At 55.1% G+C, this 22,705-nt stretch carries 23 protein-coding genes; 20 read left to right on the forward strand and 3 right to left on the reverse strand.

The window, feature by feature from the left end:
- The 17 genes from ACFSO0_RS05910 to ACFSO0_RS05990 form a co-directional block, all read left to right on the forward strand.
- Nucleotides 1-180: hypothetical protein (locus ACFSO0_RS05910; RefSeq protein ID WP_376877688.1), on the forward strand; the 180-nt coding region annotated here is incomplete at its 5' end.
- Between the two features lie 91 nt (nucleotides 181-271).
- A complete protein-coding gene (locus ACFSO0_RS05915; protein ID WP_376877692.1) occupies nucleotides 272-1,726 on the forward strand; it encodes an efflux RND transporter periplasmic adaptor subunit in 1,455 nt (484 codons plus the stop codon).
- A 9-nt stretch (nucleotides 1,727-1,735) separates the two neighbouring features.
- A complete protein-coding gene (locus tag ACFSO0_RS05920) occupies nucleotides 1,736-4,885 on the forward strand; it encodes an efflux RND transporter permease subunit (RefSeq protein WP_376877695.1) in 3,150 nt (1,049 codons plus the stop codon).
- Nucleotides 4,886-4,930: 45 nt separating this feature from the next.
- Complete coding sequence (locus tag ACFSO0_RS05925; protein ID WP_376877698.1) at nucleotides 4,931-5,605, forward strand: response regulator transcription factor; 675 nt, start codon at nucleotides 4,931-4,933, stop codon at nucleotides 5,603-5,605.
- Nucleotides 5,602-6,897, forward strand: a complete 1,296-nt coding sequence (locus ACFSO0_RS05930; RefSeq protein ID WP_376877701.1) for a sensor histidine kinase — start codon at nucleotides 5,602-5,604, stop codon at nucleotides 6,895-6,897. The genes ACFSO0_RS05925 and ACFSO0_RS05930 overlap by 4 nt, the downstream gene beginning before the upstream one ends.
- A gap of 192 nt (nucleotides 6,898-7,089) precedes the next feature.
- Nucleotides 7,090-7,377, forward strand: coding sequence for a HesB/YadR/YfhF family protein (locus tag ACFSO0_RS05935; protein ID WP_376877704.1), 288 nt, complete (start codon nucleotides 7,090-7,092; stop codon nucleotides 7,375-7,377).
- A gap of 201 nt (nucleotides 7,378-7,578) precedes the next feature.
- Nucleotides 7,579-8,388, forward strand: coding sequence for a TrmB family transcriptional regulator (locus tag ACFSO0_RS05940; protein ID WP_376877707.1), 810 nt, complete (start codon nucleotides 7,579-7,581; stop codon nucleotides 8,386-8,388).
- Between the two features lie 45 nt (nucleotides 8,389-8,433).
- A complete protein-coding gene (locus ACFSO0_RS05945; RefSeq protein WP_376877710.1) occupies nucleotides 8,434-9,168 on the forward strand; it encodes an AzlC family ABC transporter permease in 735 nt (244 codons plus the stop codon).
- Nucleotides 9,159-9,488, forward strand: a complete 330-nt coding sequence (locus ACFSO0_RS05950; RefSeq protein ID WP_376877713.1) for an AzlD domain-containing protein — start codon at nucleotides 9,159-9,161, stop codon at nucleotides 9,486-9,488. Before ACFSO0_RS05945 ends, ACFSO0_RS05950 begins: the two co-directional genes overlap by 10 nt.
- A gap of 94 nt (nucleotides 9,489-9,582) precedes the next feature.
- On the forward strand, nucleotides 9,583-10,254 hold the full coding sequence (locus ACFSO0_RS05955; RefSeq protein WP_376877716.1) for a LytTR family DNA-binding domain-containing protein: 672 nt from the start codon (nucleotides 9,583-9,585) through the stop codon (nucleotides 10,252-10,254).
- A 144-nt stretch (nucleotides 10,255-10,398) separates the two neighbouring features.
- A complete protein-coding gene (scpC, locus tag ACFSO0_RS05960; RefSeq protein ID WP_376877719.1) occupies nucleotides 10,399-11,913 on the forward strand; it encodes a succinyl-CoA:acetate CoA-transferase ScpC in 1,515 nt (504 codons plus the stop codon).
- Nucleotides 11,914-12,139: 226 nt separating this feature from the next.
- Nucleotides 12,140-12,868 carry an amino acid ABC transporter ATP-binding protein gene (locus ACFSO0_RS05965; RefSeq protein ID WP_376877722.1) on the forward strand — a complete coding sequence of 243 codons (729 nt, stop codon included), beginning with the start codon at nucleotides 12,140-12,142 and terminating at the stop codon, nucleotides 12,866-12,868.
- Nucleotides 12,869-12,916: 48 nt separating this feature from the next.
- Nucleotides 12,917-13,768: a transporter substrate-binding domain-containing protein gene (locus ACFSO0_RS05970; RefSeq protein WP_376877725.1), complete on the forward strand. Its 852-nt coding sequence runs from the start codon at nucleotides 12,917-12,919 to the stop codon at nucleotides 13,766-13,768.
- Nucleotides 13,769-13,854: 86 nt separating this feature from the next.
- Entirely contained in the window at nucleotides 13,855-14,508 is a 654-nt protein-coding gene (locus tag ACFSO0_RS05975) for an amino acid ABC transporter permease (RefSeq protein ID WP_376877728.1), read from the forward strand.
- 12 nt (nucleotides 14,509-14,520) lie between these two features.
- On the forward strand, nucleotides 14,521-15,171 hold the full coding sequence (locus ACFSO0_RS05980) for an amino acid ABC transporter permease (protein ID WP_376877731.1): 651 nt from the start codon (nucleotides 14,521-14,523) through the stop codon (nucleotides 15,169-15,171).
- Between the two features lie 120 nt (nucleotides 15,172-15,291).
- Nucleotides 15,292-16,560: an ATP-binding protein gene (locus tag ACFSO0_RS05985; protein ID WP_376877734.1), complete on the forward strand. Its 1,269-nt coding sequence runs from the start codon at nucleotides 15,292-15,294 to the stop codon at nucleotides 16,558-16,560.
- Entirely contained in the window at nucleotides 16,560-17,492 is a 933-nt protein-coding gene (locus ACFSO0_RS05990; RefSeq protein WP_376877737.1) for a response regulator, read from the forward strand. The genes ACFSO0_RS05985 and ACFSO0_RS05990 overlap by 1 nt, the downstream gene beginning before the upstream one ends.
- A gap of 85 nt (nucleotides 17,493-17,577) precedes the next feature.
- On the opposite strand, the gene ACFSO0_RS05995 is transcribed toward ACFSO0_RS05990, so the two are convergent.
- The 3 genes from ACFSO0_RS05995 to ACFSO0_RS06005 form a co-directional block, all read right to left on the reverse strand.
- Complete coding sequence (locus ACFSO0_RS05995; RefSeq protein WP_376877740.1) at nucleotides 17,578-17,964, reverse strand: DoxX family protein; 387 nt, start codon at nucleotides 17,962-17,964, stop codon at nucleotides 17,578-17,580.
- A gap of 105 nt (nucleotides 17,965-18,069) precedes the next feature.
- On the reverse strand, nucleotides 18,070-18,696 hold the full coding sequence (locus ACFSO0_RS06000; protein ID WP_376877743.1) for an FMN-dependent NADH-azoreductase: 627 nt from the start codon (nucleotides 18,694-18,696) through the stop codon (nucleotides 18,070-18,072).
- 125 nt (nucleotides 18,697-18,821) lie between these two features.
- Nucleotides 18,822-19,268, reverse strand: a complete 447-nt coding sequence (locus tag ACFSO0_RS06005) for a MarR family winged helix-turn-helix transcriptional regulator (RefSeq protein WP_376877746.1) — start codon at nucleotides 19,266-19,268, stop codon at nucleotides 18,822-18,824.
- A gap of 199 nt (nucleotides 19,269-19,467) precedes the next feature.
- Between ACFSO0_RS06005 and ACFSO0_RS06010 the strand changes: the two genes are divergently transcribed.
- The 3 genes from ACFSO0_RS06010 to ACFSO0_RS06020 all read left to right on the forward strand — a co-directional run bounded on the left by ACFSO0_RS06010 (nucleotide 19,468) and on the right by ACFSO0_RS06020 (nucleotide 22,651).
- Nucleotides 19,468-20,427, forward strand: a complete 960-nt coding sequence (locus tag ACFSO0_RS06010) for a DMT family transporter (RefSeq protein ID WP_376877749.1) — start codon at nucleotides 19,468-19,470, stop codon at nucleotides 20,425-20,427.
- Between the two features lie 193 nt (nucleotides 20,428-20,620).
- Nucleotides 20,621-21,721: a carbohydrate kinase gene (locus ACFSO0_RS06015; protein ID WP_376877752.1), complete on the forward strand. Its 1,101-nt coding sequence runs from the start codon at nucleotides 20,621-20,623 to the stop codon at nucleotides 21,719-21,721.
- Between the two features lie 3 nt (nucleotides 21,722-21,724).
- Nucleotides 21,725-22,651, forward strand: a complete 927-nt coding sequence (locus ACFSO0_RS06020; protein ID WP_376877755.1) for a pseudouridine-5'-phosphate glycosidase — start codon at nucleotides 21,725-21,727, stop codon at nucleotides 22,649-22,651.
- Nucleotides 22,652-22,705: the final 54 nt, after the last annotated feature.

The raw sequence follows: 22,705 nt of genomic DNA on the forward strand, positions 1-22,705 counted from the left end.
GAGCTGACGAATACTAATCGGTCGAGGACTTATCCACACACCCTTGGCAAGCATGCAGATCCAGTTTTCAGCGAACGAACGAATAAAGCTGTATTCCCGATTACTTGCGAAAGTAATGGCGAATACAGCTTTTTTGTTTTATCCCAAGGGAAACGGTATTTTTTGTATATTCAAATCTAATTCAAAAAAATACGTGCTCTAATGAGTTTAGCTATACATATGCCTGTCTTTTGGCCCAAGCCAGAGGGAAGACGAAACGGAGGAAAGCAAGGTGAATCGAACGATTCGTAACATCACTATGGGCCTGTTGGTATTGGCCGTGGTGGCCGGATGCTCCAGCAATCCTGGAGGTGCGAACAGGAGAAATAGTCAGGCTGCCAGGGCAGTTCCTGTGGAAGTGCAGAAAGCCATGAAAGAGGAATTTGCGGTACAGATGACCTTGTCAGGAAGACTGGAAGCGATCCAGCAGGTCGATGTGCCGTCGAAGGCGACGGGACGTATCCAGCAGGTTCTCGTCAAGGTCGGGGAACAGGTGAAGAGTGGACAGCCTATCGCCATTCTGGACGGACAAGAGCTGCAGATCCAAATGCAAAAAGCGCAGGCTTCCTTAATGTCTGCCAAAGCGAGGTATGCGGAGGCGACCCAGGGAACGGAGGCGGAAGTTTTGGCACAGACCGCCAACTCTTTGATTGATCTGCAAAACAAGGCGAACGCGGCAAAAGTAGATTTGGAGCGTGCGGAAAAGCTGTTTCAGGAAGGCGCAATCTCTACATCCGAGGTAGAAAAGGCACGCTTGGCGCTGGTGTCAGCCCAGACGAACCTGGAGAACCAAATACAGAAAGCACAGCAGGAGAAAAAAGGACCGACGCAGGCGTCCGTGGATTCGGCAGCTGCGGCACTGAAGCAGTCGGAAGCGGACTATGCCCTGGCCCAGCTGAATGTGGCAAACCTGACGATCAAATCGCCGATTAGCGGTGTGATTGGGTCCTTGTCTGCCACAATCGGGGAGAATGTATCCAACAACGCTGTCGTCGCACAGGTGGTCAATTACTCTACGCTAAAGGTGACCGCGAAGGCAAGTGAGGGACAAGTCAGTCAATTCCAGCCAGGGCAAAGCGTGACGGTCAAGGTTCCTTCTGCGAACCTGACGGTGAACGGAAAAATTACCTCGGTCAGCCCGATCGCGGATTCGAGCAAATCGTATCCGATCGAAATCGAGGTGCCCAACCCTGATCTGCGCGCAAAGGCCGGGATGGTAGCTTCCATCGAAGTGAAGGGCAGTCCGCACCAGGCCATCATCGTCCCGCGTGAAGCAGTTATCACGAAGGCACAAAGCTCGTATGTGTTTGTCGTCGATGGTGAAAAGGCAAAGCAGGTGACGGTGACGACAGGCGAATCGGATGGTACGAAAATCGAGGTTTTGACCGGATTGCAGGGCGGAGAATCCGTCGTCGTCCAAGGGCAAAATACACTGACGGACAATGCTGCTGTGGCGGTCATCGACCCGAATCAGTTGCAAAACGCAGCGGGCAAAAAGGCAGAAGGGCGCGGCCAGGGCAACGGAGCAGGCTGGCAGGGCGGCCAAGGAGGCCAGGGCAGGAAAAGCCGTCAGGACTGGCAAGGTGGCCAAGGCAGCCAGGGAAGCCAAGGAAACTCACAAGGTCAGTCGTCCGGACAATCAAACAGTACAGAGAACTCCGAGCCTTCGGCGACCCCAAAAGGATAGGTGAACCCCATGCATATATCGGAACGCGCCATTCGTCGTCCCGTCACAGTCATGATGGGAGTCCTTATCGTAATCATTTTGGGAATCATGTCACTTAGCCGGATTCCGATCGATCTGTATCCGAAAATTGAAGTTCCGACCATCGCGGTCATCACCAGTTACTCCGGGGTCGGTCCCGAGGAAATGGAGAACCTCGTCACGAAGCCGATAGAGCAAGCCGTCTCCTCCGTAGAAGGAATCAAATCCGTGACGTCTACTTCCAGGGAAGGTTCATCGATGGTCATCGTCGAGTTTTCCTACGGCACCGACCTGGATAAGGCCGTCACAGAGGTGACGCAAAAGGTAGAGCGGGCGAAGCGCTCCCTGCCGGATGATGTCGATTCTCCGACGGTTGCCCGGATGGACCCGAACAGCACGGCTGTGCTGACGCTCGCCATTTCGGCAGACATGGGTGCCGACCAGTTGAAAAGCTATGTCCAGGACACGATCGCGCCGGCGCTTGAACGAGTCAATGGTGTCGCGTCTGTGACCGTTTCCGGGGGTTTGGACAGGGAAATCAAGGTCGTGGTGGACAAGAGCAAGCTGGAGCAGTACGGTGTCACGCTCTCGGACATCAGCCAGCAACTGAAGAGCCAAAACCTCGATTCCTCTGGCGGGAACATTACGGAGGGTGGCGTCTCCTACACCGTGCGCTCTCTGGGGAAATTCAAGTCGGTGGATGACATTCGCAAAGTATCCATCCCGCTAAAAGACGGAAGCCGCATTTTCCTCGAAGATCTGGCAGTCATCGAGGATGGCTATAAAGAAGTATCCATCGAGAACACATTGAACAAACAGACGACGGTCACGATGTCCATCATGAAGCAGTCTGGTACGAACACGGTAGCGGTCGTCGATGATCTGTACGCCGAACTGGACAAGCAGCGTACGAGCATGCCGCAGTCGATGTCTGTCATGGCATTGTCCGACCAGTCTTCGTTCATTCGCGCGTCGATCAACACGCTGGTTCACGACACCTTGATCGGCGGGGTGCTGGCGATATTGATCATCCTGCTCTTTTTGAAGAGCGCGAGCAACACCGTCATCATCGCGACGGCCATTCCGGTCTCCGTCATTTCCACCTTTACGCTCATGTACTTTGCGGACATGTCGATCAACATCATGAGTCTGGGCGGTTTGACGCTGGGAATCGGGATGATCGTGGATGACGCGATTGTCGTGCTGGAAAATATTCACCGCCACAGGGAGACGGGCCTGTCCATCCGGGACGCCGCCGTTAAAGGCACAAAAGAAGTGGCGATGCCGGTCATTGCCGCTACCTTGACCACTGTCGCCGTATTCTTCCCGATCGTGTTCGTGGAAGGCGTCACGGCGCAGCTGTTCCGCGACCTGGGGGTTACCGTATCCTTCTCCTTGCTCGCGTCCTTGATCGTCTCCTTGACCGTCACGCCGATGCTGACATCCAAGTGGACGATCGCGCACAAAAAAGACAGGCTGCAGGAAGCGCATGCCCAAAAGCGCCGCGATTCTCGCATCCTGGCGGGGTATCGACGCATTTTGAACTGGTCCTTGTACCATCGGAAATCGGTGCTGGTGATCGGCACCGCGTCGCTGGTGGCAGGTGTGGGGCTGATTCCGTTTATCGGCTCCGAGTTCATTCCGACTTCCGATCAGGGGCAAATCAACGTTTCCATTTCGATGCCGAACGGAACCGAGCTGGAAAAAACACGCAAAGTCGTCGAGCAGGCCGAGAACATGCTGGAGACCATCCCTGAAGTGAAGACGATCTTTACGGCGCTCGGATCGACCAATGCGACGCGGGGCAACTCGGCGTCCACGTCGGCCGGGTCCTTCCTGCTCATCCTCTCCGACAAGTCGGAGCGCCAGCGCACTACGGCAGAAGTCACAGAGGAAATCAGGCAAAAGCTGAACCGCTTCCCGGGGGCGAGGCTGCGCGTCAGCGAGGCGGGCGGCGCGACTTTGCCTGGATTGGGCGGTGGAGGCGGCCAGTTTGGCGGCGCTGCACCGATCTCCTACGCGATTCGCGGAAATGATGAAGACACGCTGAAGGAAGTGGCAGAGGGACTGACAGCTGCGATCAGCGAAGTGCCTGGCGTACGTGAGGCGGACAACAACCTGGAGGAATCCCGTCCGGAAATCCAGGTCAAACTGGACCGGGTGCGTGCGGCAGACCTCGGAGTGACGCAAAGCCTCATCTCCAGCACCATTCAGACGGCCTTGAGGGATCAAGTGGCTACCAAATTTGAAACAGCCGGGACAGAAGTAGATGTCACGCTCAGTCTTTCGGGCGGGCAGGTGAGCAGCATGCAGGAAATCGGCAATTTGCTACTGACAACGCCAAAAGGCGAGCTGATCCAGATCAAGGACGTGGCTGACGTCGTGATGGCAAACGGCCCGCAGTCGATCCAGCGCTACAACCAGACACGCGTCGTCAATGTGACCGCGTCGACCGCGCCGGGTCAAGACCTGGGAACCGTCACCGCCGCCATCGATCAGGTGCTCGCTACCTATCCGCTGCCGCCGGGCTATACGATCGAGAAACAGGGGCAAAACCAGCAGATGGACGAATCTACCAAGAGCTTGCTGATCGCGTTTGGACTCGCGATTGTCCTGGTGTACATCATCCTGGCCGCGCAGTTCGAGTCGATGGTATATCCGCTCTCGATCATGCTGTCCGTACCGCTGTCGATCTTCGGGGCGACGTTCAGCCTCTGGGTCACGGGAAGGCCGGTCAGCGTGCCCGCCTTTATCGGGCTGATCCTTTTGGCGGGGCTGGTTGTGCGCAATGCGATCGTGCTGATCGACTTTACCAATATTTTGCGCAGAGACGGCATGGACCGTACGGAAGCATTGCTCACGGCAGGTCCGGTGCGACTGCGGCCGATTTTGATGACGACGTTTTGTACGGTATTGGCACTGCTTCCGCTGGCGCTGGGACTGGGCGAAGGCGCAGAGAGCCAGGCTCCGATGGCGACTGTGGTGATCGGCGGGCTGCTCTTTTCTACCATGCTGACGCTCGTTGTCATTCCTGTCGTTTATGCTATGCTGGATGATATCACGATCCGATTGAAGAAGGCCGTACGGATCACACTGCCGTCTCGCAAGCCGAAAGCCGAGACGGTGAGCATCGAAAAATAAGGAAGCTTGGACAAGCGGCTTTTTTCAGATGAAAGAGGGATACGCATGCTGATTCTTGCAGTAGAGGATGAACAAGCCTTGCTTCAGGCGATCGCCGGCGTCTTGACGGATGAAGGCTATCAAGTGGATACCGCCGAACGTGGAGACGACGGGCTGCTGCTGGCGGAGCGGGGAATCTACGACTTGCTGGTGCTCGATATCATGATGCCGGGCATGGATGGGTTGACGCTGGTCAAAACGTTGCGCGCCAAAGGCATCACGACTCCCGTGCTGTTTTTGACGGCAAAGGACAGTGTAAAGTCCCGGGTCGAGGGCCTGGATGCGGGTGCGGATGATTACTTGGTCAAGCCATTTGCTGCAGAAGAGCTGACGGCCAGATTACGCGCACTGCTGCGCCGCCATGGCAAGACAGGGGCAGAGGGCGAGATGTCGTACGGCCCCCTCTCCCTGAAAGTAAACGAATACGATGGATTCATTGATGAGGAACCGATGAAGCTGACCACGAAGGAATACGAGCTGCTCAAATACTTTCTGCAAAACCGGGAACAGATTCTGACCCGCCAGCAAATTTTTGACCGGGTATGGGGCATCGACTCCGACGCCAACTACGGAGTCGTTGACCTGTACGTTCACTATTTGCGCAAGAAGCTCGGTCCGCATGAGAGCCTGATCCGCACGATCCGCAACGTGGGCTACATTTTGAAAAAGGAAGAACGATGATGTTTCAAAAAACCCGGATTCGCCTGGTGGCCCTGAACGTCATCGTCGTGTTCCTGTTGCTCAACGGCCTGGGGAGCGCCGTCTATTACACGATGAAGTATCGGCTGTATTCGCAGGTGGATCGTGAATTGACAAAGGTAGCGCAGCGGTTGATAAACGATCCGCTGCCACGCCTCCAGCGGATCAATGACGATCTGTTTCCGTACAACCGCATCGAGCGGAAAAAGTTCAACGAGCTGGACCGTCGCTACGCCCTGATCGTCTGGGACGGGATGGGACAAGTGATCGGCACGGCGTTCGGAGAGCGGCTGGAGCCGGAAGAGTTGCCGAATTTTCGGCGCATCGGCAAAGAGGATGGCATCGAGACGTTATCCGTTAACGGCGAACAGTATCGGGTACAAACTGTCACCATCCCGAAAAAAGTAGTGGTCGGCGATCGCCTGCTGCTCGCCATGCAATATCAGGTGGTCTACAATCTGGCTCCGGAGAAAAACATGTTGAGCAGCCTGCTCTACGTCGTCGCGATCGGGGATGCAGTCAGTGTGGGAATTGCCATCGTGGCCGGGCTCTTTCTCGCCAGGCGGGCCCTCGTCCCGATCCAGATCTCCTGGGAGAAGCAACAGCAGTTTATCGCAGATGCCTCGCATGAGCTGCGCACGCCGCTGGCAGCCATCCTGGTCAATCTGGAGCGGCTGTTTCGCTACCCGGATCACACGATTGAGCAGGAGAGCGAGAAAATCATGGTCGGGATGCAGGAGGCGCGGCGGCTGACCAAGCTGGTGTCCGACCTGTTGACGCTGGCCCGAAGCGACTCGAACGAGCTGCAAATCATGAAGCAAAGGCTCCGGCTGGATGAGCTGGTGCTCAAGTGCACACAGGTATTTTCCGAGATGGCAATCGTCAAGGAAGTCAGCCTGGAGACAGACATCGAGCAGCCGCTGGAAATCGTCGGCGACGAAGAACGGCTGCATCAGCTGCTGGTCATTTTACTGGACAACGCGCTGAAATTCACGAATGAAGGCGGCAGAATCTACGTCTCCTGCAGGCGCGAGGGGCAGCGGGTCGCCGTCATGGTGAGGGACACCGGGATCGGCATTCCGAAAGAGGACATCCCGTTTCTGTTTGACCGCTTTTTCCGGGTGGACAAGATGCGCTCGCGGCAGACGGAAGGGACGGGCCTTGGTCTGTCCATCGCCAAATGGATCGTGGATGCGCATAACGGAAAAATCCAGGTGAACAGCGAGGAAGGCGTCGGAACGAGCTTTTTGGTTACTTTGCCGCTCAGGCAATAGCGTTGCGGCGTGCAGAACCGATTTCCACCAGGGGAATCGGTTTTTTTGTGTGAGCGCGACGAAAGTGCCGGTTTAGCAGTTGCAACACAGAGATTAGTATACTTTTTTACTGTACATATTTAGAAAGTGAGGTAAACTACAGAGGATAGGTATACGATACACTAGCCTTCTTTCATCAAAGGAGTGAGAGAGATGAATCTGACTGTGACTGCCGCGGCAGTGGATTGGTTTCGCCAGGAATGGGGCTGTGAGGCGGGAGACAGCATTCGCTTTTTTGTCCGGTATGGCGGTGTGAGCACGGTGCAGGACTCGTTTTCCCTGGGGATCGCCAAAGAGCAGCCGAACGAAGCGGGCATCATGACAGTGGTGGACGGCATTACGTTTTATATGGAAAAGGATGAACTGTGGTACATGAACGGGAAAGGGTTGACCGTCGACTATTTGCCAGCGACGGACGAGGTTGATTTTCGGCTCACGTAAGCAGGGGAAAGGAAATGCGCAGGGCCTGAAGATACTTGGGCCAGGAAGACACGGACAGAGGATAGAGCGGATGCTCTCCTCTGTTTTTTTCTTACAGAAAAGAGCAGCTCGAATGGGCGCAACAAAGTTTTCCAGTTGGATTGACAGATGGAAAACGGGCGCATTATAGTAAGTATAATACTAACTACTAAAGGAGCGGCCATGGAGCAACTATACAAGGAGCTGCAAAAGCTCGGGTTTTCCCAGTACGAATGCAAGGCGTACATCGCTCTTCTGAAGCATCATCCGAGCAATGGCTATGAAGTCAGCAAACGATCCGGCGTACCGCGCTCGATGATCTACGAAGTATTGGGCAAGCTCGTCGACAAAGGGGCGGTCTATCTCATTCCGACCGAGCCGGTGACGTATTCGCCGCTGCCTGCCAAAGAACTGGTCATGCGACAGCGCCAGCAATTTGAACAATCGTTTGAATATTTGGAGAGAGAGCTGTCGGCTTTGGAGAGCGAGCGTGAAGTTGATGTCATTCGACGCATCGACGGCGATGATTTGGTGATCGCCGAAATGGCGGACATGATCCGCAAGGCCAGGGAGGAGCTGTGGCTGTCGGTCTGGGAACCGCAACTTCCTTTGCTGCAAACGAAGATCGACGCGCGAATCGACGACGGCATCGCGGTCTTTACCATGTTGTTTGGCCCGAAAGACATGCAGGCTGGCTCGACCTATCATCACGATTACATGTCTCCGGAAGTCGTGCAGGAGCGGATGGGAGGACGGCTTAGCATCGTGGCCCGCGATCAGGAGGAAGTGCTGATCGCGAGCTTTGGCGCAGGCGCGAACACGTGGGCCGTGAAGACGGAAGACCCGGCGCTGGTTCTCATCGCGGTGGAGTACATCCGGCACGACATCGTGCTGGGGGAAGTGACGAAGGTATTGGGCCCTAAGAGAGTGGAGGCGCTCTGGAGAAGCAGGCCGGACCTTTTTCATGTGGTGACGGGCAAGCGGTTCAAGTGAGAAGAAGCGCTGTCCGGAAGTCGACGAAAGTAGGGGAGAGACAGGATGAGGGAGCAAAACATTGGCATGAGAGCCGATGCGGCGCTGCGGGGAGAGGACTCCTTCCTGCAAGGGGTAAAGGATTGCATCCCGACGCTGCTCGGGTATTTGAGCATTGGCTTTGCGGCAGGGGTAGTGGAAAAAACGGCGGGTCTCTCTGTGGCGGAAATCGCCTTGATGTCGCTTTGCCTGTACGCTGGCTCTGCGCAGTTCATCGCTGCGGGGATGCTGGCTGCCAACGGTTCGGCATCGGCGATCATTATCACCATTTTTTTCGTGAACCTGCGGCACATTTTGCTTAGCGCGGCACTATCGCCCTATTTTCGCCATCTGTCCGGAATACGGAACATGCTGGTCGGGGCGCTTTTGACCGATGAGACCTTCGGAGTGGCGATAAACGAAGCGGCAAAGCAAAACCGCATCAGTGAGCGCTGGATGCACGGCCTCAACATCACGGCCTACAGCAACTGGTTCATCGCCAATATCGCCGGAGCGTACTTCGGGCAATGGATCGCGGAACCCGAGAAGTTCGGTCTCGATTTCGCGCTGCCGGCAATGTTCATCGGGCTGCTGGTGCTGTCGATGGTGAGCCGCAAAAAGTGGCTGCTCGATAGCGTGGTGGCCGTCAGCGCGGTTGTCATTACGGTGGGAGCCTCCATCATGTTTGGAGGAAATGTCGGGGTGATCGCGGCAACGGTGATCGCTTCCACGATAGGGCTGGTGATGGAAAAATGGAAGTAAGGTGGGAGGTTCTGCTCATTATTCTCGGGGCTGCCTTTGTGACGTTTCTGCCAAGGGTGCTTCCTTTGATGCTGCTTAGTCGAGTGGCCTTGCCGGAATGGGGGATTCGCTGGCTCAGCCACGTCCCGATTGCCGTCATGGCTGCCTTGGTGGGGCAGGAAGTGTTGCTGCACGAAGGGAAATGGGCGTCCTTGTCGACCAACGTGGAGCTGCTCGCGGCCATCCCGACCTTTCTGGTGGCGTGGAAGACGCGCAGCCTGCTGGGGACGGTCGTATTTGGAATCGTGGCGATCATGGTGCTGCGCTATTGGTTCGGGTAGCGGGCAGATGGAAAGACAAGGCTCGCTTTCCGAGTGCAAAAATGTGGTTTAATAATAAGGAAGGACTATTTCAGGAGGGGCAGGGGGAATCATAATGGATGACACATTGGTGCCAGAAGTGCTGCAAATGATCGGGCAAGTCGTACCAGATGGCGTATCCATCGCGATCTCGGACGGATCGAGTTATTTGTACTACCGGCCCAGCTCCGTCATCGATCTGAAAATCCGCCCGGGCGATTTGGTGCCGGAGGGCTCTGCTACTTATCAAGCGCTGCAAGAGATGGGAAAAGTGGGCCATTATGTAGAGAGCCGCGTATTTGGCGTGCCTTATTACGGTCTGTCGCTGCCGTTGGTCAACCATGGACGGGTGATGGGATGCATCACGGCCATCTACGCCCCGCAAGCATTGCCGCTGCCTGCGCAGGAGCCGCGCCTGTCTTTTTTGATCGGCAAAGACGAAGACGGCTGGCGGCCGATCCAATTGCACGAAATCGTCTTCATCAGCTCGAATGAAGGCAAGACGTTCCTGCATACGGCAAACGGCACGTACGCCAACAAGTATTCCTTGGGGGAGCTGGAAACAATTTTGCCGTCGAACCAGTTTGTCCGCTGCCATCGGTCTTATTTTGTGAACCTGGAAGCAATCGGATTCATTCACCCGCATTTTCATTCCACCTTTTTGCTGGAGATGAAGGACAAGCACAAAACCCGTGTGCCGGTCAGCCAGACGTACTCCAGTTCGTTCCGCCAATTGCTGGGTTTTTAAGCCGCCGTGCGGTGAGAATGGTTTGCGGCCTTTTTTGCTGCTTTACCTCCAACAATTCTGCTTTACGCCGAATCGAGTGTCCGCTCAGAATGCATGTGATAGGGTAAATACAACAAGAATCAACATGTACAGGGGGTCACTATCATGTGGGAGCGCTTACGCGATAAACGAATGGCTGACAAAATCGTGACGGCTGAGGAAGCGGCCAGCTGGATCGAAAATGGCATGACAATCGGGCTAAGTGGCTTTACTCGCGCTGGGGATTCCAAAGTGGTGCCAGTAACATTGGCGGAACGGGCGAAACACGAGAGTCAACCTTTTGGTGTAAACGTATATACAGGAGCTTCCATGGGAGCCGATGTGGATTCCATCATGGCGGAAGCAGGGATCGTCCTGAAGCGATTGCCGTTCCAGGCTGACCCGACCATGCGCAAAAAAATTAACGACGGCAGCATTCTGTTCGTGGACCAGCATTTGTCCCATACCGCAGAGATGATTCGGAACGGCGTCCTGAACCGTATTCATTATGCGATAGTGGAAGCGATTGCAATCACAGAGGACGGCATGATTATTCCGTCCACGTCTGTCGGCAACTCCAATATTTTCGTCGAGCAGGCGGAGCACGTCATCATCGAGCTGAATTTGTCCCAGACAGCAGAGCTGGAGGGCATACACGATATTTATTCACCCGCGAAACAAGGAGAGCGCGAACCGATTCCGCTCGTCTCGGTCGATCAGCGCATCGGCACGCCGGGAATTCCGGTCGATCCGGCGAAAGTGCGGGGAATCGTCATCACCAATATGGCTGACTCGCCGTCCTCTATCGTTCAACCGGATGAAGAAACGGCGCAAATCGCGGAGCATTTGATCCATTTCTTGCGGCAGGAGGTTGCCCAAGGGCGGCTGCCGAAAAATCTCGCCCCACTGCAATCGGGTATTGGCTCGGTGGCGAACGCGGTATTCAACGGCTTTCTCCACTCGGAATTCACCGATCTGACTGTCTACTCCGAGGTGCTGCAGGATGCGGTGTTTGACCTGCTGGATGCAGGGAAAGTTTCCTTCGCCTCCGGTTGCTCGATCACCTTGACGGAAGAAAAAATGAAGCACGTGATCGCGAACTTTTCCCGTTATCGCGACAAACTGCTGCTTCGTCCCCAGGAGATCACAAACCATCCGGAGATCATCCGCCGTCTGGGTCTGATCGCCATCAACACCGCCATCGAGGTGGATATCTACGGAAACGTCAACTCGACCAACGTGTCCGGTACGAAAATGATGAACGGCATCGGCGGCTCGGGTGACTTCGCCCGCAATTCCCGACTGGGCATTTTCGTGACCAAGTCCATCGCCAAGGGCGGAAACGTCTCCAGTATCGTGCCGTTTGCTTCCCACATCGACCATACCGAGCACGACGTCGACATCATCGTCACGGAGCAGGGGCTGGCCGATCTGCGCGGACTGGCACCTCGCGAACGCGCACGGAATATCATCGACAACTGTGCGCATCCGATGTACCGCGACCAGTTGCGTGCGTACTTCGAGGAAGCGCTGACACGCGGAGGGCATACACCGCATGTGTTGGAAAAAGCGTTGTCCTGGCATGTGCGCTATGCGCAAGAAGGAACCATGCTGGAAAAAGAACCGGCGATGAACCGTTAAAATAGGAGAATCTCCATGAGAGAAAAGCGATGTCCCGACTCACCAGGGCATCGCTTTTTTGGCGTGGGGCAAAGAAACGGTAGCGTCACTGTTTTGGCTACTCCCGATAGAAACTGTTTTATTTAGAAAATTGTAAATTAAAAAGTAACGACTTTGTCTTTTCCGGTAGTTTTGAGTAGGGTCACCGTTACGATGAATAAACATACAGAGAAAAGGGGGATTCTGGTTGATCAGTTTTCATCAAGTAAACAAGCATTACGGAAACTTCCATGTCTTGAAGAACATCGACCTGCACATCAACCAGGGAGAAGTCGTCGTCGTCATCGGTCCATCCGGTTCTGGCAAAAGTACATTGGTTCGCTGCATCAATCGTTTGGAAACGATTTCAAGCGGCGAGCTGGTGGTGGACAACGTCAAGGTGAACGACAAAAATACCGATATCAACAAGCTGCGCCGCAACATCGGCATGGTCTTCCAGCATTTTAACCTGTATCCGCACAAGACCGTGCTGCAAAATATTACACTGGCTCCGATCAAGGTGCTGGGCGTCTCGGAAAAAGAGGCCACCGAAACCGCGCTCTACTATTTGGAGAAGGTGGGTATTCCTGAAAAAGCGGATAAGTATCCGACGCAATTGTCGGGGGGACAGCAGCAACGTGTGGCGATCGCCCGCGGACTGGCGATGCGTCCGAAGATCATGCTGTTCGACGAACCGACGTCGGCACTCGACCCGGAGACGATCGGAGAAGTGCTTGACGTCATGAAGAAGCTGGCCCAGGAAGGGATGACGATGGTCGTGGTCACGCACGAGATGGGCTTTGCCCGCGAAGTGGCAGACCGCATCGTGTTTATGGACCGAGGGCAGATTCTGGAGGAGGCCGCTCCTGAGCAATTTTTTGCAAGCCCAAGGGAAGAGCGTGCCCGCCTGTTCCTGAGCCGCATTTTGAATCACTGATCGATTGGGTATCACACAAAAATAACTATAGAAAAAAGGGGAATTCAGATGAAAAAAGGTTTGATTGGCAAAGTAGCAAGTCTGGGATTGGTTCTGATGCTAAGTGCTACCGCATTGGCAGGCTGTGGATCGAGCAAGGCGCCAGAAGGACAAGGAGGACAAGCGGCTTCCGGAGCAGCTGAAGGCGGCACGCTGGCGAAAATCAAGGAAAGAGACAAATTCGTGGTTGGCGTCAAATACGACCTGAACCTGTTTGGGCTGAAGGACCCGTCGACTGGCAACGTAGAAGGCTTTGACATCGACATCGCCAAAGCGATCGCGAAAAAAGTGCTGGGCGACGAAAACAAGATCGAACTGAAGGAAGTTACCTCCAAGACGCGGATTCCGATGCTGAAAAACGGCGAAATTGACGCCATCATCGCGACGATGACCGTCACCGAGGAACGGAAAAAAGAAGTAGACTTCTCCGACATCTACTTCATGGCCGGTCAGGCTCTGCTGGTGAAAAAGGACAGCCCGATCAACGGTCTGGCTGACTTGAAACCAGGCATGAAGGTGCTGACGGCGAAAGGTTCCACTTCCGCCAAAAACATCCGTGAAAAAGCACCGAATGTTGAAGTGCTCGAATTTGAAAACTACGCAGAAGCCTTTACCGCTCTGAAAGCAGGCCAAGGCGACGCGCTCACGACGGACAACGCGCTGCTGTACGGCATGTCGAAGCAAGACCCGAACTACCGCGTGACCGAGGAGACCTTCACGGAAGAACCGTACGGCATCGCGATCAAAAAAGGCGACGCAGAATTCGTGAAGACGGTCAACGATGTGCTGAAAGAATTGAAGGAAACCGGCGAATACGACAAGATCTATGAAAAATGGATCGGGGAAAAACCAAAAAAATAAAACGGTTGGGCATGGAACAAGGCTGAGCGGTCTCCCTACCGCTCAGCCACTTATTTCCTGACATCAAAGGGGGATCGGCAACAGAGATGATCGATATGTCCATCCTGGTTGATAACTGGGATATGTTTTTGCAAGGATTCGGCAATACATTGAAAGCCAGCCTGCTTGCTCTCGTCGGCAGTTTTGTGCTGGGAACTATCATCGCTGTCTTTCGGATCGCACCGTTGCGTCCCCTGAACTGGCTGGGGACCGCGTACGTGGAATTCATCCGCAATATCCCGTTAATTCTTATCGTCTTTCTGTTTTTTGTAGGCCTTCCTTCTGTGGGAGTGCGCCTGGAGCCGTTCGTGGCAGGAACGCTCGGTCTTACCGTCTACACCGCTGCCTTTATCGCGGAGACGATCCGCGCGGGCATACAGGCTGTTCCCAAAGGGCAGTCCGAGGCGGCGCGCTCTTCCGGTCTGACCTACATCCAAACGATGCGCTACATCATCTTGCCGCAGGCGATCAAACTGGTCATTCCGCCGATGGGCAACCAGTTCATCAACCTGGTCAAAAACTCCTCCGTGCTCGGCGTGATCGCGGGCCTCGACCTGATGTATTTCGGCGACCTGATTTCTGCGGAAACGTTTGTGACGTTTGACGTGTATATTTTTGTGGGCATTTTCTATCTGACTCTGACCCTCCCGCTGAGTTTGCTCGTAGGTTACCTGGAGCGACTTTTGGCGAAGGGCCGATAAAAGGAGGTAACCATGGACTTTATCGGCGCATATGCTCCCAGTCATCTTACCTTCTTGCTCGAAGGTTTTTGGGTCACCCTGCAAGTGGCTTTCATCTCCATCGCACTCAGCTTTGCGATCGGGATCGTCGTCGGCACTCTGCGCTACGGACAAATCCCGGTCATCTCCCAGCTGCTTGCCACGGTCGTGGAACTGATCCGCAACCTGCCGCTCTTGTTGATCATTTTCTTCACCTACTTCGCTCTGCCGGAAGTCGGGATCAAGCTGGAGAAATTTTATGCCGCGATTCTGGCTCTGGTCATTTTCGAGTCGGCGATGCTGTCCGAGATCGTCCGCAGCGGTCTGAAGTCCGTGGAAAAAGGACAGATCGAGGCGGCGCGCTCATCGGGCCTGAACTACGTGCAGACGCTCTGGCACATCGTGCTGCCTCAGGCGCTTCGTCGCATGGTGCCGCCGATTGTGAGCCAGTTCATCTCGCTTTTGAAAGACACTTCTCTGGCTGTGGTGATCGCCTTGCCGGAGCTGATGAACCATGCGCAGATCATCAACGGGCGCAACGTCAATTTTGTCATTCCGACGTTCCTGTTGGTGGCTGTCATGTACTTTGTCGTCAACTACGCTTTGTCTGTCGTCTCGAAGCGTCTGGAAAACAGGCACGCATAATCGGCAACGGCGCCGCCGATGGCTTGGCGCACAGCCAATTTTGCTAATTTTCTTTGCAGATCTCCAATTCTTAGTACAATAGGAATGGGGGATCTTTTTTTTATACAGAGAGGAGCAATTATGCGCTACCGTATTTGGGTACTGAGCATCATCATGCTGGCAACCGCCTTCTTCGGTGAAATGAAGGTCAACCCGTTCGGTGGGAGCTTTCGTTTTTCCCTGGGGATTGCCGCTTTCTTTTTCGGATTGCTCTGGTTCCAGTCTGTTCCTGTGTTGACGACAGGGATGTTGACAGGGACGTTCATTCTCGGGTTTCGGATCTTGCTCGATCAGCTCATGAGCGATGTCAGCTGGTTGGACAGCCTGCAAACCCATCTCCCGTCGGCCTTTTACTACTTCAGTTTTTCTTTGCTTTTCCACTTTATCCGGGCACGGAGGTTTCTGGAGTCACCGGTACTGGTCGGACTGATCGGGGCGTCCGTGGACTTCGCCTCCAATATGGTGGAGCTGAAGCTGCGCCATTTGCTCAACGACTCCCCTGCCACGAACTGGGAGAGCATCTTCATGCTGCTGGTTTTTGGCGTGCTGCGCAGCTTTTTTGCGGTCGGCCTGTACAACAGCTTCTCCATTCGCCAGGTGCGCGCTGTCGGGGAAGTGCGGCAGCAGGAGCTGGACCGGCTGCGGATGATCAACACCGAGCTATACGTAGAGGCGTTCTACTTGCGCAAGTCCATGACCCATCTGGAGGAGATCACCCGCGAGAGCTACCAGCTTTACACGCGGCTGCTCTCCACGGAGCATACGGAATCGTCCATCGCCCTGCACATCGCGGAAAATGTACACGAGGTTAAAAAAGATTCGCAGCGCATGCTTGCGGGCTTGTCCAAGCTCATCAACCAGGAAGGGCTGGCTTCGCAGCTGTCGATTCGGGACCTGTGCGGGCTCGTCGTGCGGGCCAATCAGAAGTATGCAGAGATGTTGGGAAAAGAGATTGACATTACGCTCACATGCGAGGTTGATCTGTCGACCAGCCAAATTTACGCATTGCTCTCGGTGTTGAACAATTTGGTGGCAAATGCGGTGGAGGCGATCGGAAAGAGCGGCTGGATCGGGCTTGCGGTAGAGCTGGAGCAGCGAAATATTGCCTTTCATGTGATCGACAGCGGACCGGGCATCCCTGCGGAAGAGCGGGAGTGGGTATTCGAGCCTGGGTATACGACCAAATTTGACCAGCAGGGCAATTCGTCCACAGGGATCGGATTGACGCATGCCCGGGCGATTGTGCACAGCTTGCAGGGCAGTTTGCGGATCATGGACGATGGGGACCCGACGACACGTTTTGTGGTCAGCTTGCCGACGGATCAGCTTTTGCGAAAGGAGGGAGTATGATGATACGGTTTTTTCTCATTGAAGATGATGCTGTCGTCCGCAGGATGCTGGAGCGCATCATTATGGACAGCGGACTTGGAGAGGTCGTCGATCAAGCCAGTGATGGCATTAGTGTGTCCATCGATCAGCTGTACGGCGTGGACGTTGTATTGATTGACCTGTTGATGCCAGGACTGGACGGCATTCAGACGATCAGGAAGCTGCGAGCGGAAGGGTTCACGGGACGGTTCATTATGGTATCCCAGGTGGAAAACAAGGAGATGATCGGGGAGGCGTATTTGCAAGGAATCGATACGTTCATCCACAAGCCGATCAACCGCCTGGAGGTTATTTCGGTGCTGCGGCGGGTGGCTGACTACCTCAAGCTGGAAGCCTCGCTGCAATCGATCCGCCAATCGCTGCAAATACTGGACGTGAAAGGAAAGGACACCGCCGATCCGGAAACAAAAAACGCAGCTTCGGCGGGAAGCGGCCGCTACGCACAGAGCGGCCTGGAGCAAAAGGCGCGGCAGCTGCTCTTGCAGCTCGGAATTGCCAGCGAGGCGGGGGCGTCCGACCTGCTCATGATTATAAACTGGCTCGTGCAGGACCCACGCCGGGGCGATCGACTGCGCGACATGCAGCTAAAGGAACTGTATACGCAAGTGCTGCACAAGCTGCACGGCAATCTGGACGAGCACTCACTCGGCAAAGAGGTGCGAGCGATGGAGCAGCGCATACGCCGCATGGTTTTGCAGGCGTTCACGCATTTGTCCTCGCTCGGCTTGACAGACTTCTCCAATCCCACCTTCGAGCATTTCGCGCCGCGGCTGTTTGACTTTCATGAGGTGCGGCAGCGCATGCAGGAGCTGGAGGCCGGGGAAAAGACGACCAAGTGTCGCATCAGCGTCAGAAAGTTTTTATCCGTTTTTTTGATGGAGGCAAAGGCGTAAGAAATGGCTGCCGTGAAGCTGGCATGTGCTTCGGGCAGCCCTTTCTATGGAAGATATAGAAGATGATTTCCGGAGCGTTCCGCGATTAAAACAGTACGTAAGCACCAGGGCCGATCAGGGCGACGCCAATGGCAACGGCAATCAGGGCGAGGTTGTATTCGTAGCCGTTTTGTGTAGCCCAGTAGCCGTTTGGACCGTGCACCTTCACGATGGCGACGAGCATGGTGAGTGCGATCAGAATGGCACCGATCCATGTGCCTACACCTGCGGCAAACAGCAATCCGCCGACAAGCTCACCCAGACCGGCCAATAGCGCCATCAGGACACCCGGCTTGACGCCGATGGACTCCAGCCAACCGCCTGTTCCTTTCAGGCCGTAGCCGCCAAACCAGCCGAACAGCTTCTGCGTGCCGTGAGCAGCAAACGTCAAACCGATCACCAACCGAATCAAGAGCAAACCGAGATCCATCATGTTTTCATCACTCCTTGATTTATTTTTAATTATAGTATTTTTAATTTGAGATAATGTGACGCAAGAAAGCCTCGGCCGAGGCTTTCTTTTCACATGAGAAAAGGCTTAGAATGTTTCTGCCAGTTTCGCCGCTTTCGCAATGCCTTCCTGGATGAGCGCTTGCGCTTTGTCAGGGAATTGGTTGTGGCCTTCTACAATAACTTCCGTGATGTCGGAGATGCCCCAGAAGCCCAGCAGTGTGCGAACGTATTTGTTCGCCATTTCGATGGCTGCCATCGGGCCTTCGGAGTATACGCCGCCGCGTGCGCTGAGCAGAGCCACTTTTTTGCCGCCCATCAGACCTACAGGACCTTCAGCGGTGTATTTGAAAGTTTTGCCTGCCTGGGACAGGTAGTCCATGTATGTGTGCAGGACAGCCGGTACGGTGAAGTTCCACATCGGGAAGGCGAACACGACTTTATCTGCTGCAGCAAACTGATCCAGATATTTGTTGACCAGAGCGGCGCCTTTTTGCTCTTCGGCACTCAGCTCGATGCCGTTGCCTGCTTTGTACATGGCAGTCAGCAGGTCATTTCCGTAGTAAGGCAGGTTCTCGGCGAACAGGTCCAGCTCGATGACTTCATCGTTTGCATGGGTCTCTTTATAAGATTTCGCGAATGCTTCGTACAGCTTCACACTCACGGCTTGTTCTACTGGTCGATCATTTGCCTTGATTAATAATACTTTGCTCATGGAAGGATTATTCCCCTTTCATAATGTAAGTCGCTAACTTAAAAAGTGTAAATCTTGATTTTAAGATTATTACTTGAACCGCTCTTTGTCAAGCGGTTTTTTGGGTGCAATGCGCATGGACCCGGCTAGAAGCTTTCCTGCGCGGCTCGGCCCAGTTTTTTCAGCAATTGGGTAGCCTGGCGCTGTTCCTCTGGCGTAAGTCCGCAGACCGCCTTTTCGATCACTTGTTTGTGCGAAGGAAAGATGGCCGCCAAAAACTTCTCGCCCTTTTCCGTCAGCTCCGCGTAAATGACGCGGCGGTCCTCCAGACAGGGCTTGCGAATCAGCAACTGCTTCTTCTCTAGTTTGTCCACCACGTAGGTAATGTTTCCGCTGGAGATCAGGATTTTTTCGCCAATCTGCTGCAAGGGCTGCGGTCCTTTATGATAAAGAAGTTCGAGTACGCCAAACTCGGTAGGGTTGAGGCCATGCTGGCGAATGTCGCGGTTGATGTGGGCCGTGACCCAGTTGTACGAACGGGAAAGCACCACCAATAAATCGAGGGAATCGTCACGAGCCGTCTGCTTCGACATCATGTTCCTCCTTTCCCGGCATGTATCGGGAATTTTTAATATCTTTAATTTGAGGAAATGATACAGGAAGCACGGCAGGCTTGTCAAATTGTGAAACCTTGATGGCAGAACATGGTGCGCCCGCGATTTTTGGCTCGTCCGATGCCGTCTCCCGGTGTATACTACAGAAAAATGAACTGGAGAGCAGGGGAGAGAAGGCATGGAAGTGTCATCGCGCGCACGCGGATTTGCTATGGTGCTCGTCGCGTCTGTCTTGTGGGGAGTGTCCGGGACGGTCGCACAGTCTTTGCTGCAGCATCATTCGTTTACGACAGAATGGCTGGTGACGGTGCGGCTGCTCCTGTCCGGAGGGCTGCTGCTGGCATTGTCGCTCTGCGGGAAAAACCGCAGCCATGTGTGGCTGATCGTCCGCCCGGGAAAAGGCCTGGGCAGGCTGTTGCTGTTTGGAATTTTGGGACTATTGGGCGTGCAGTATACATACTTTGCTTCTATTGAAGCAGGGAACGCAGCAACGGCGACCTTGCTGCAATATTTGGGGCCGGTCTTCTTGACGGCGTATCTCGTCGTCCGCCACCGCCAGTTGCCCAGCAAGGCGCAGACTTTGGCAATCGTGCTGGCGCTGGTCGGAACTTTTCTGCTGATTACAAACGGCAGGCCGGACCAGCTCTCGATTGCGCCGGGGGCGGTTCTGTGGGGATTGGCCTCTGCGCTGGCGCTCGCCTTTTACACCTTGTACCCTCAATCGCTGCTGCAGCGCTGGGGATCGACGGTCGTGCTGGGCTGGGCGATGCTGATCGGCGGCATCGGCCTGTGCATCCTGACTCGTCCCTGGCAGACCGTTGCTATCGACTGGCAGCCGACATCGCTGCTGGGCGTGGCGTTCCTCGTCCTGTTCGGAACGCTCATCGCCTTTTATTTGTACGTAGACAGTCTGCGTTTTATCCGGCCGGCGGAAACGAGCCTGCTCGCCAGCGCCGAACCGCTCTCCGCCGTCGTCGCCACGGTCGTCTGGCTGCACGTCCCCTTCGGCTTATGCGAATGGCTCGGTGCGCTTTGCATTATCGGGACTGTGTTTGCACTGGCGAAAAAGGAAGAGGCAAAAGGGCAGGCGGCCGCGAAGGAAACTGCGAAAGAAGCCGTCATCGAGCAACAAATGTAGCCTGGAGAAATCCGGGCTTTTTTTGTTGGGGCAGCGCAATCTCCGTGCGCCGACCGCTGGAAAGCGGCTGCTTTGGTGCCTGCTTTTGGCTTGAATACCGCTGAACACGAGGTTGCTAAACTTTTGTTTGTTTGATAAACTTTTGTTTGAGAGCGAAGCTGTGATTGCGATTTCGCGAGGGAGGAGGATAACCGTGGACAAAGAAATGCAGATTTTGCAGTACATCCGCCGCAATCCTTTTATCAGCCAGCAAGAACTGGCGGACCTGATGGGCATCTCCCGCTCTGCGGTTGCCGGATATATCGCCCAGTTGACCAAGCGCGGCGAGATCAAGGGACGGGCGTACATCCTGCGCGACGAGGGCACGATCGCCTGTATCGGCGGCGCCAATCTCGACCGCAAAGCAAGAGGGAAGCAGAAGGTGCGGCTGCATTCTTCCAATCCCGTCACGATCGTGGAGTCATGCGGCGGGGTCGCGCGCAACATCGCCGAGAATCTGGGCCGGCTCGGCTGCAAGACGTCATTGTTTACCTGCATCGGGGAAGACAAGGAAGGGGAGTGGATTCTCCAGGAGACCCGCAAGCACGGCGTCGATATCAGCCAGGTCTGGCGGCTGCCTACCCAGCGGACTGGCACCTATACCGCGCTTCTGGACATCGACGGGGAAATGATCGTCTCGCTGGCGAACATGGACATTTACGATGCGCTGACGCCGGAAATGTACGCGGAAAAGTGGTCGCATATCGCCTCGGCCCAGGCGGTTTTCCTGGATACGAACGTACCGGCCGACTGCCTCGCCTACATCATCGGACGCTGCCGGGAAGAAAACATTCCGCTGTTCGTGGACCCGGTATCCTCTGCCAAGGCGAAAAAGCTGCCGCAGCGATTGGACGGAGTCGAAGCCATTTTGCCCAACCGGGAGGAAGCCGAGCTGCTCGCAGGCATGAGCATCCAGTCGCCGGAAGACTGCGTAAAGGCGTGCCGCAAAATCAGGGAGCGGGGCGTGAAGCACGTCGTTGTGACCATGGGCGAGCAGGGCATTTACTATCAGACCGAGGGCGTCTCCGAGCATTTCGCTCCCTATCCGACCGATGTGGTGGATGTGACGGGAGCAGGAGATGCGTTTGCTTCGGGATTGCTGTACGGGGTCGTGAGCGGCGAGTCATTCGCGGATGCGTGCCGTCTGGGGCTGGCTGCGTCCGCGCTGACGCTGCAGACCGAGCAGTCCGTATCGCCGCTGCTGAAGCCGGAGCAGCTCATGGAGATTGTGAATCACTACAAAAAGGAGCGATAAGCGATGAAACAATATTTGACCTTTACAGAGGAAGTCCGTCACGCGCTGGAAAACAACCTGCCCGTGGTGGCACTGGAGACGACCATTATTTCGCACGGCATGCCTTACCCGCAAAACATCGAGATGGCCAAGGAAGTCGAGCAGATCATCCGTGACAACGGCGCTGTGCCTGCGACCATCGGGATCATGAACGGCAAAATCAAGATCGGCCTGTCCGAGAGCGAGCTGGAGGAATTTGCGACCAACAAGAGCGTAGAAAAAGTAAGCCGCCGCGACTTCCCGTACATCCTCGCGAGCGGAAAAATCGGGGCGACGACAGTAGCAGCTACGATGATCGCGGCGCAGCTTGCCGGCATCCGCATGTTTGCGACAGGCGGGATCGGCGGCGTGCATCGCGAAGGAGAAATCACGTGGGACGTATCGGCAGACTTGACCGAGCTGGCCAAGACGAACGTAGCGGTCGTGTGCGCCGGAGCCAAATCGATCCTCGACATTGGCCGCACGCTGGAATACCTGGAGACGCACGGCGTGCCGGTCGTCGGCTATCGCACCTCCGAGTTTCCGTCCTTCTTTGCCCGCGAGAGCGGCTATGGCGTAGACTTCCGCCTCGATACGCCGGAAGAAGTGGGCACCTTGATGGATACGAAATGGAAGCTGGGGCTCGACGGCGGTATGATCATCGCCAACCCGGTGCCGGAAGCAGATGCGCTGGACCATCAGCAGATCGAGGCTGTCATCCTGCAGGCATTACAGGAAGCCAAAGACAACAACATCACGGGCAAAAAGGTGACGCCGTTTTTGCTCGACAAGGTGAAACAGCTGACGGGCGGCAAGAGCCTGCAAACCAACATCGCGCTGGTGAAGCACAATGCCGAAGTGGCAGCCAAAATCGCGGCGGCGTACCAGCAGGCAGTCAACCGGGCAAACTAAAGTGCCATTGCGCAACTCGCACAAGAAAGTCCCTTTACATTCGGGGGCTTTCTT

The sequence above is a fragment of the Brevibacillus sp. GCM10020057 genome (genome assembly GCF_042683565.1).
Classification (GTDB): domain Bacteria; phylum Bacillota; class Bacilli; order Brevibacillales; family Brevibacillaceae; genus Brevibacillus.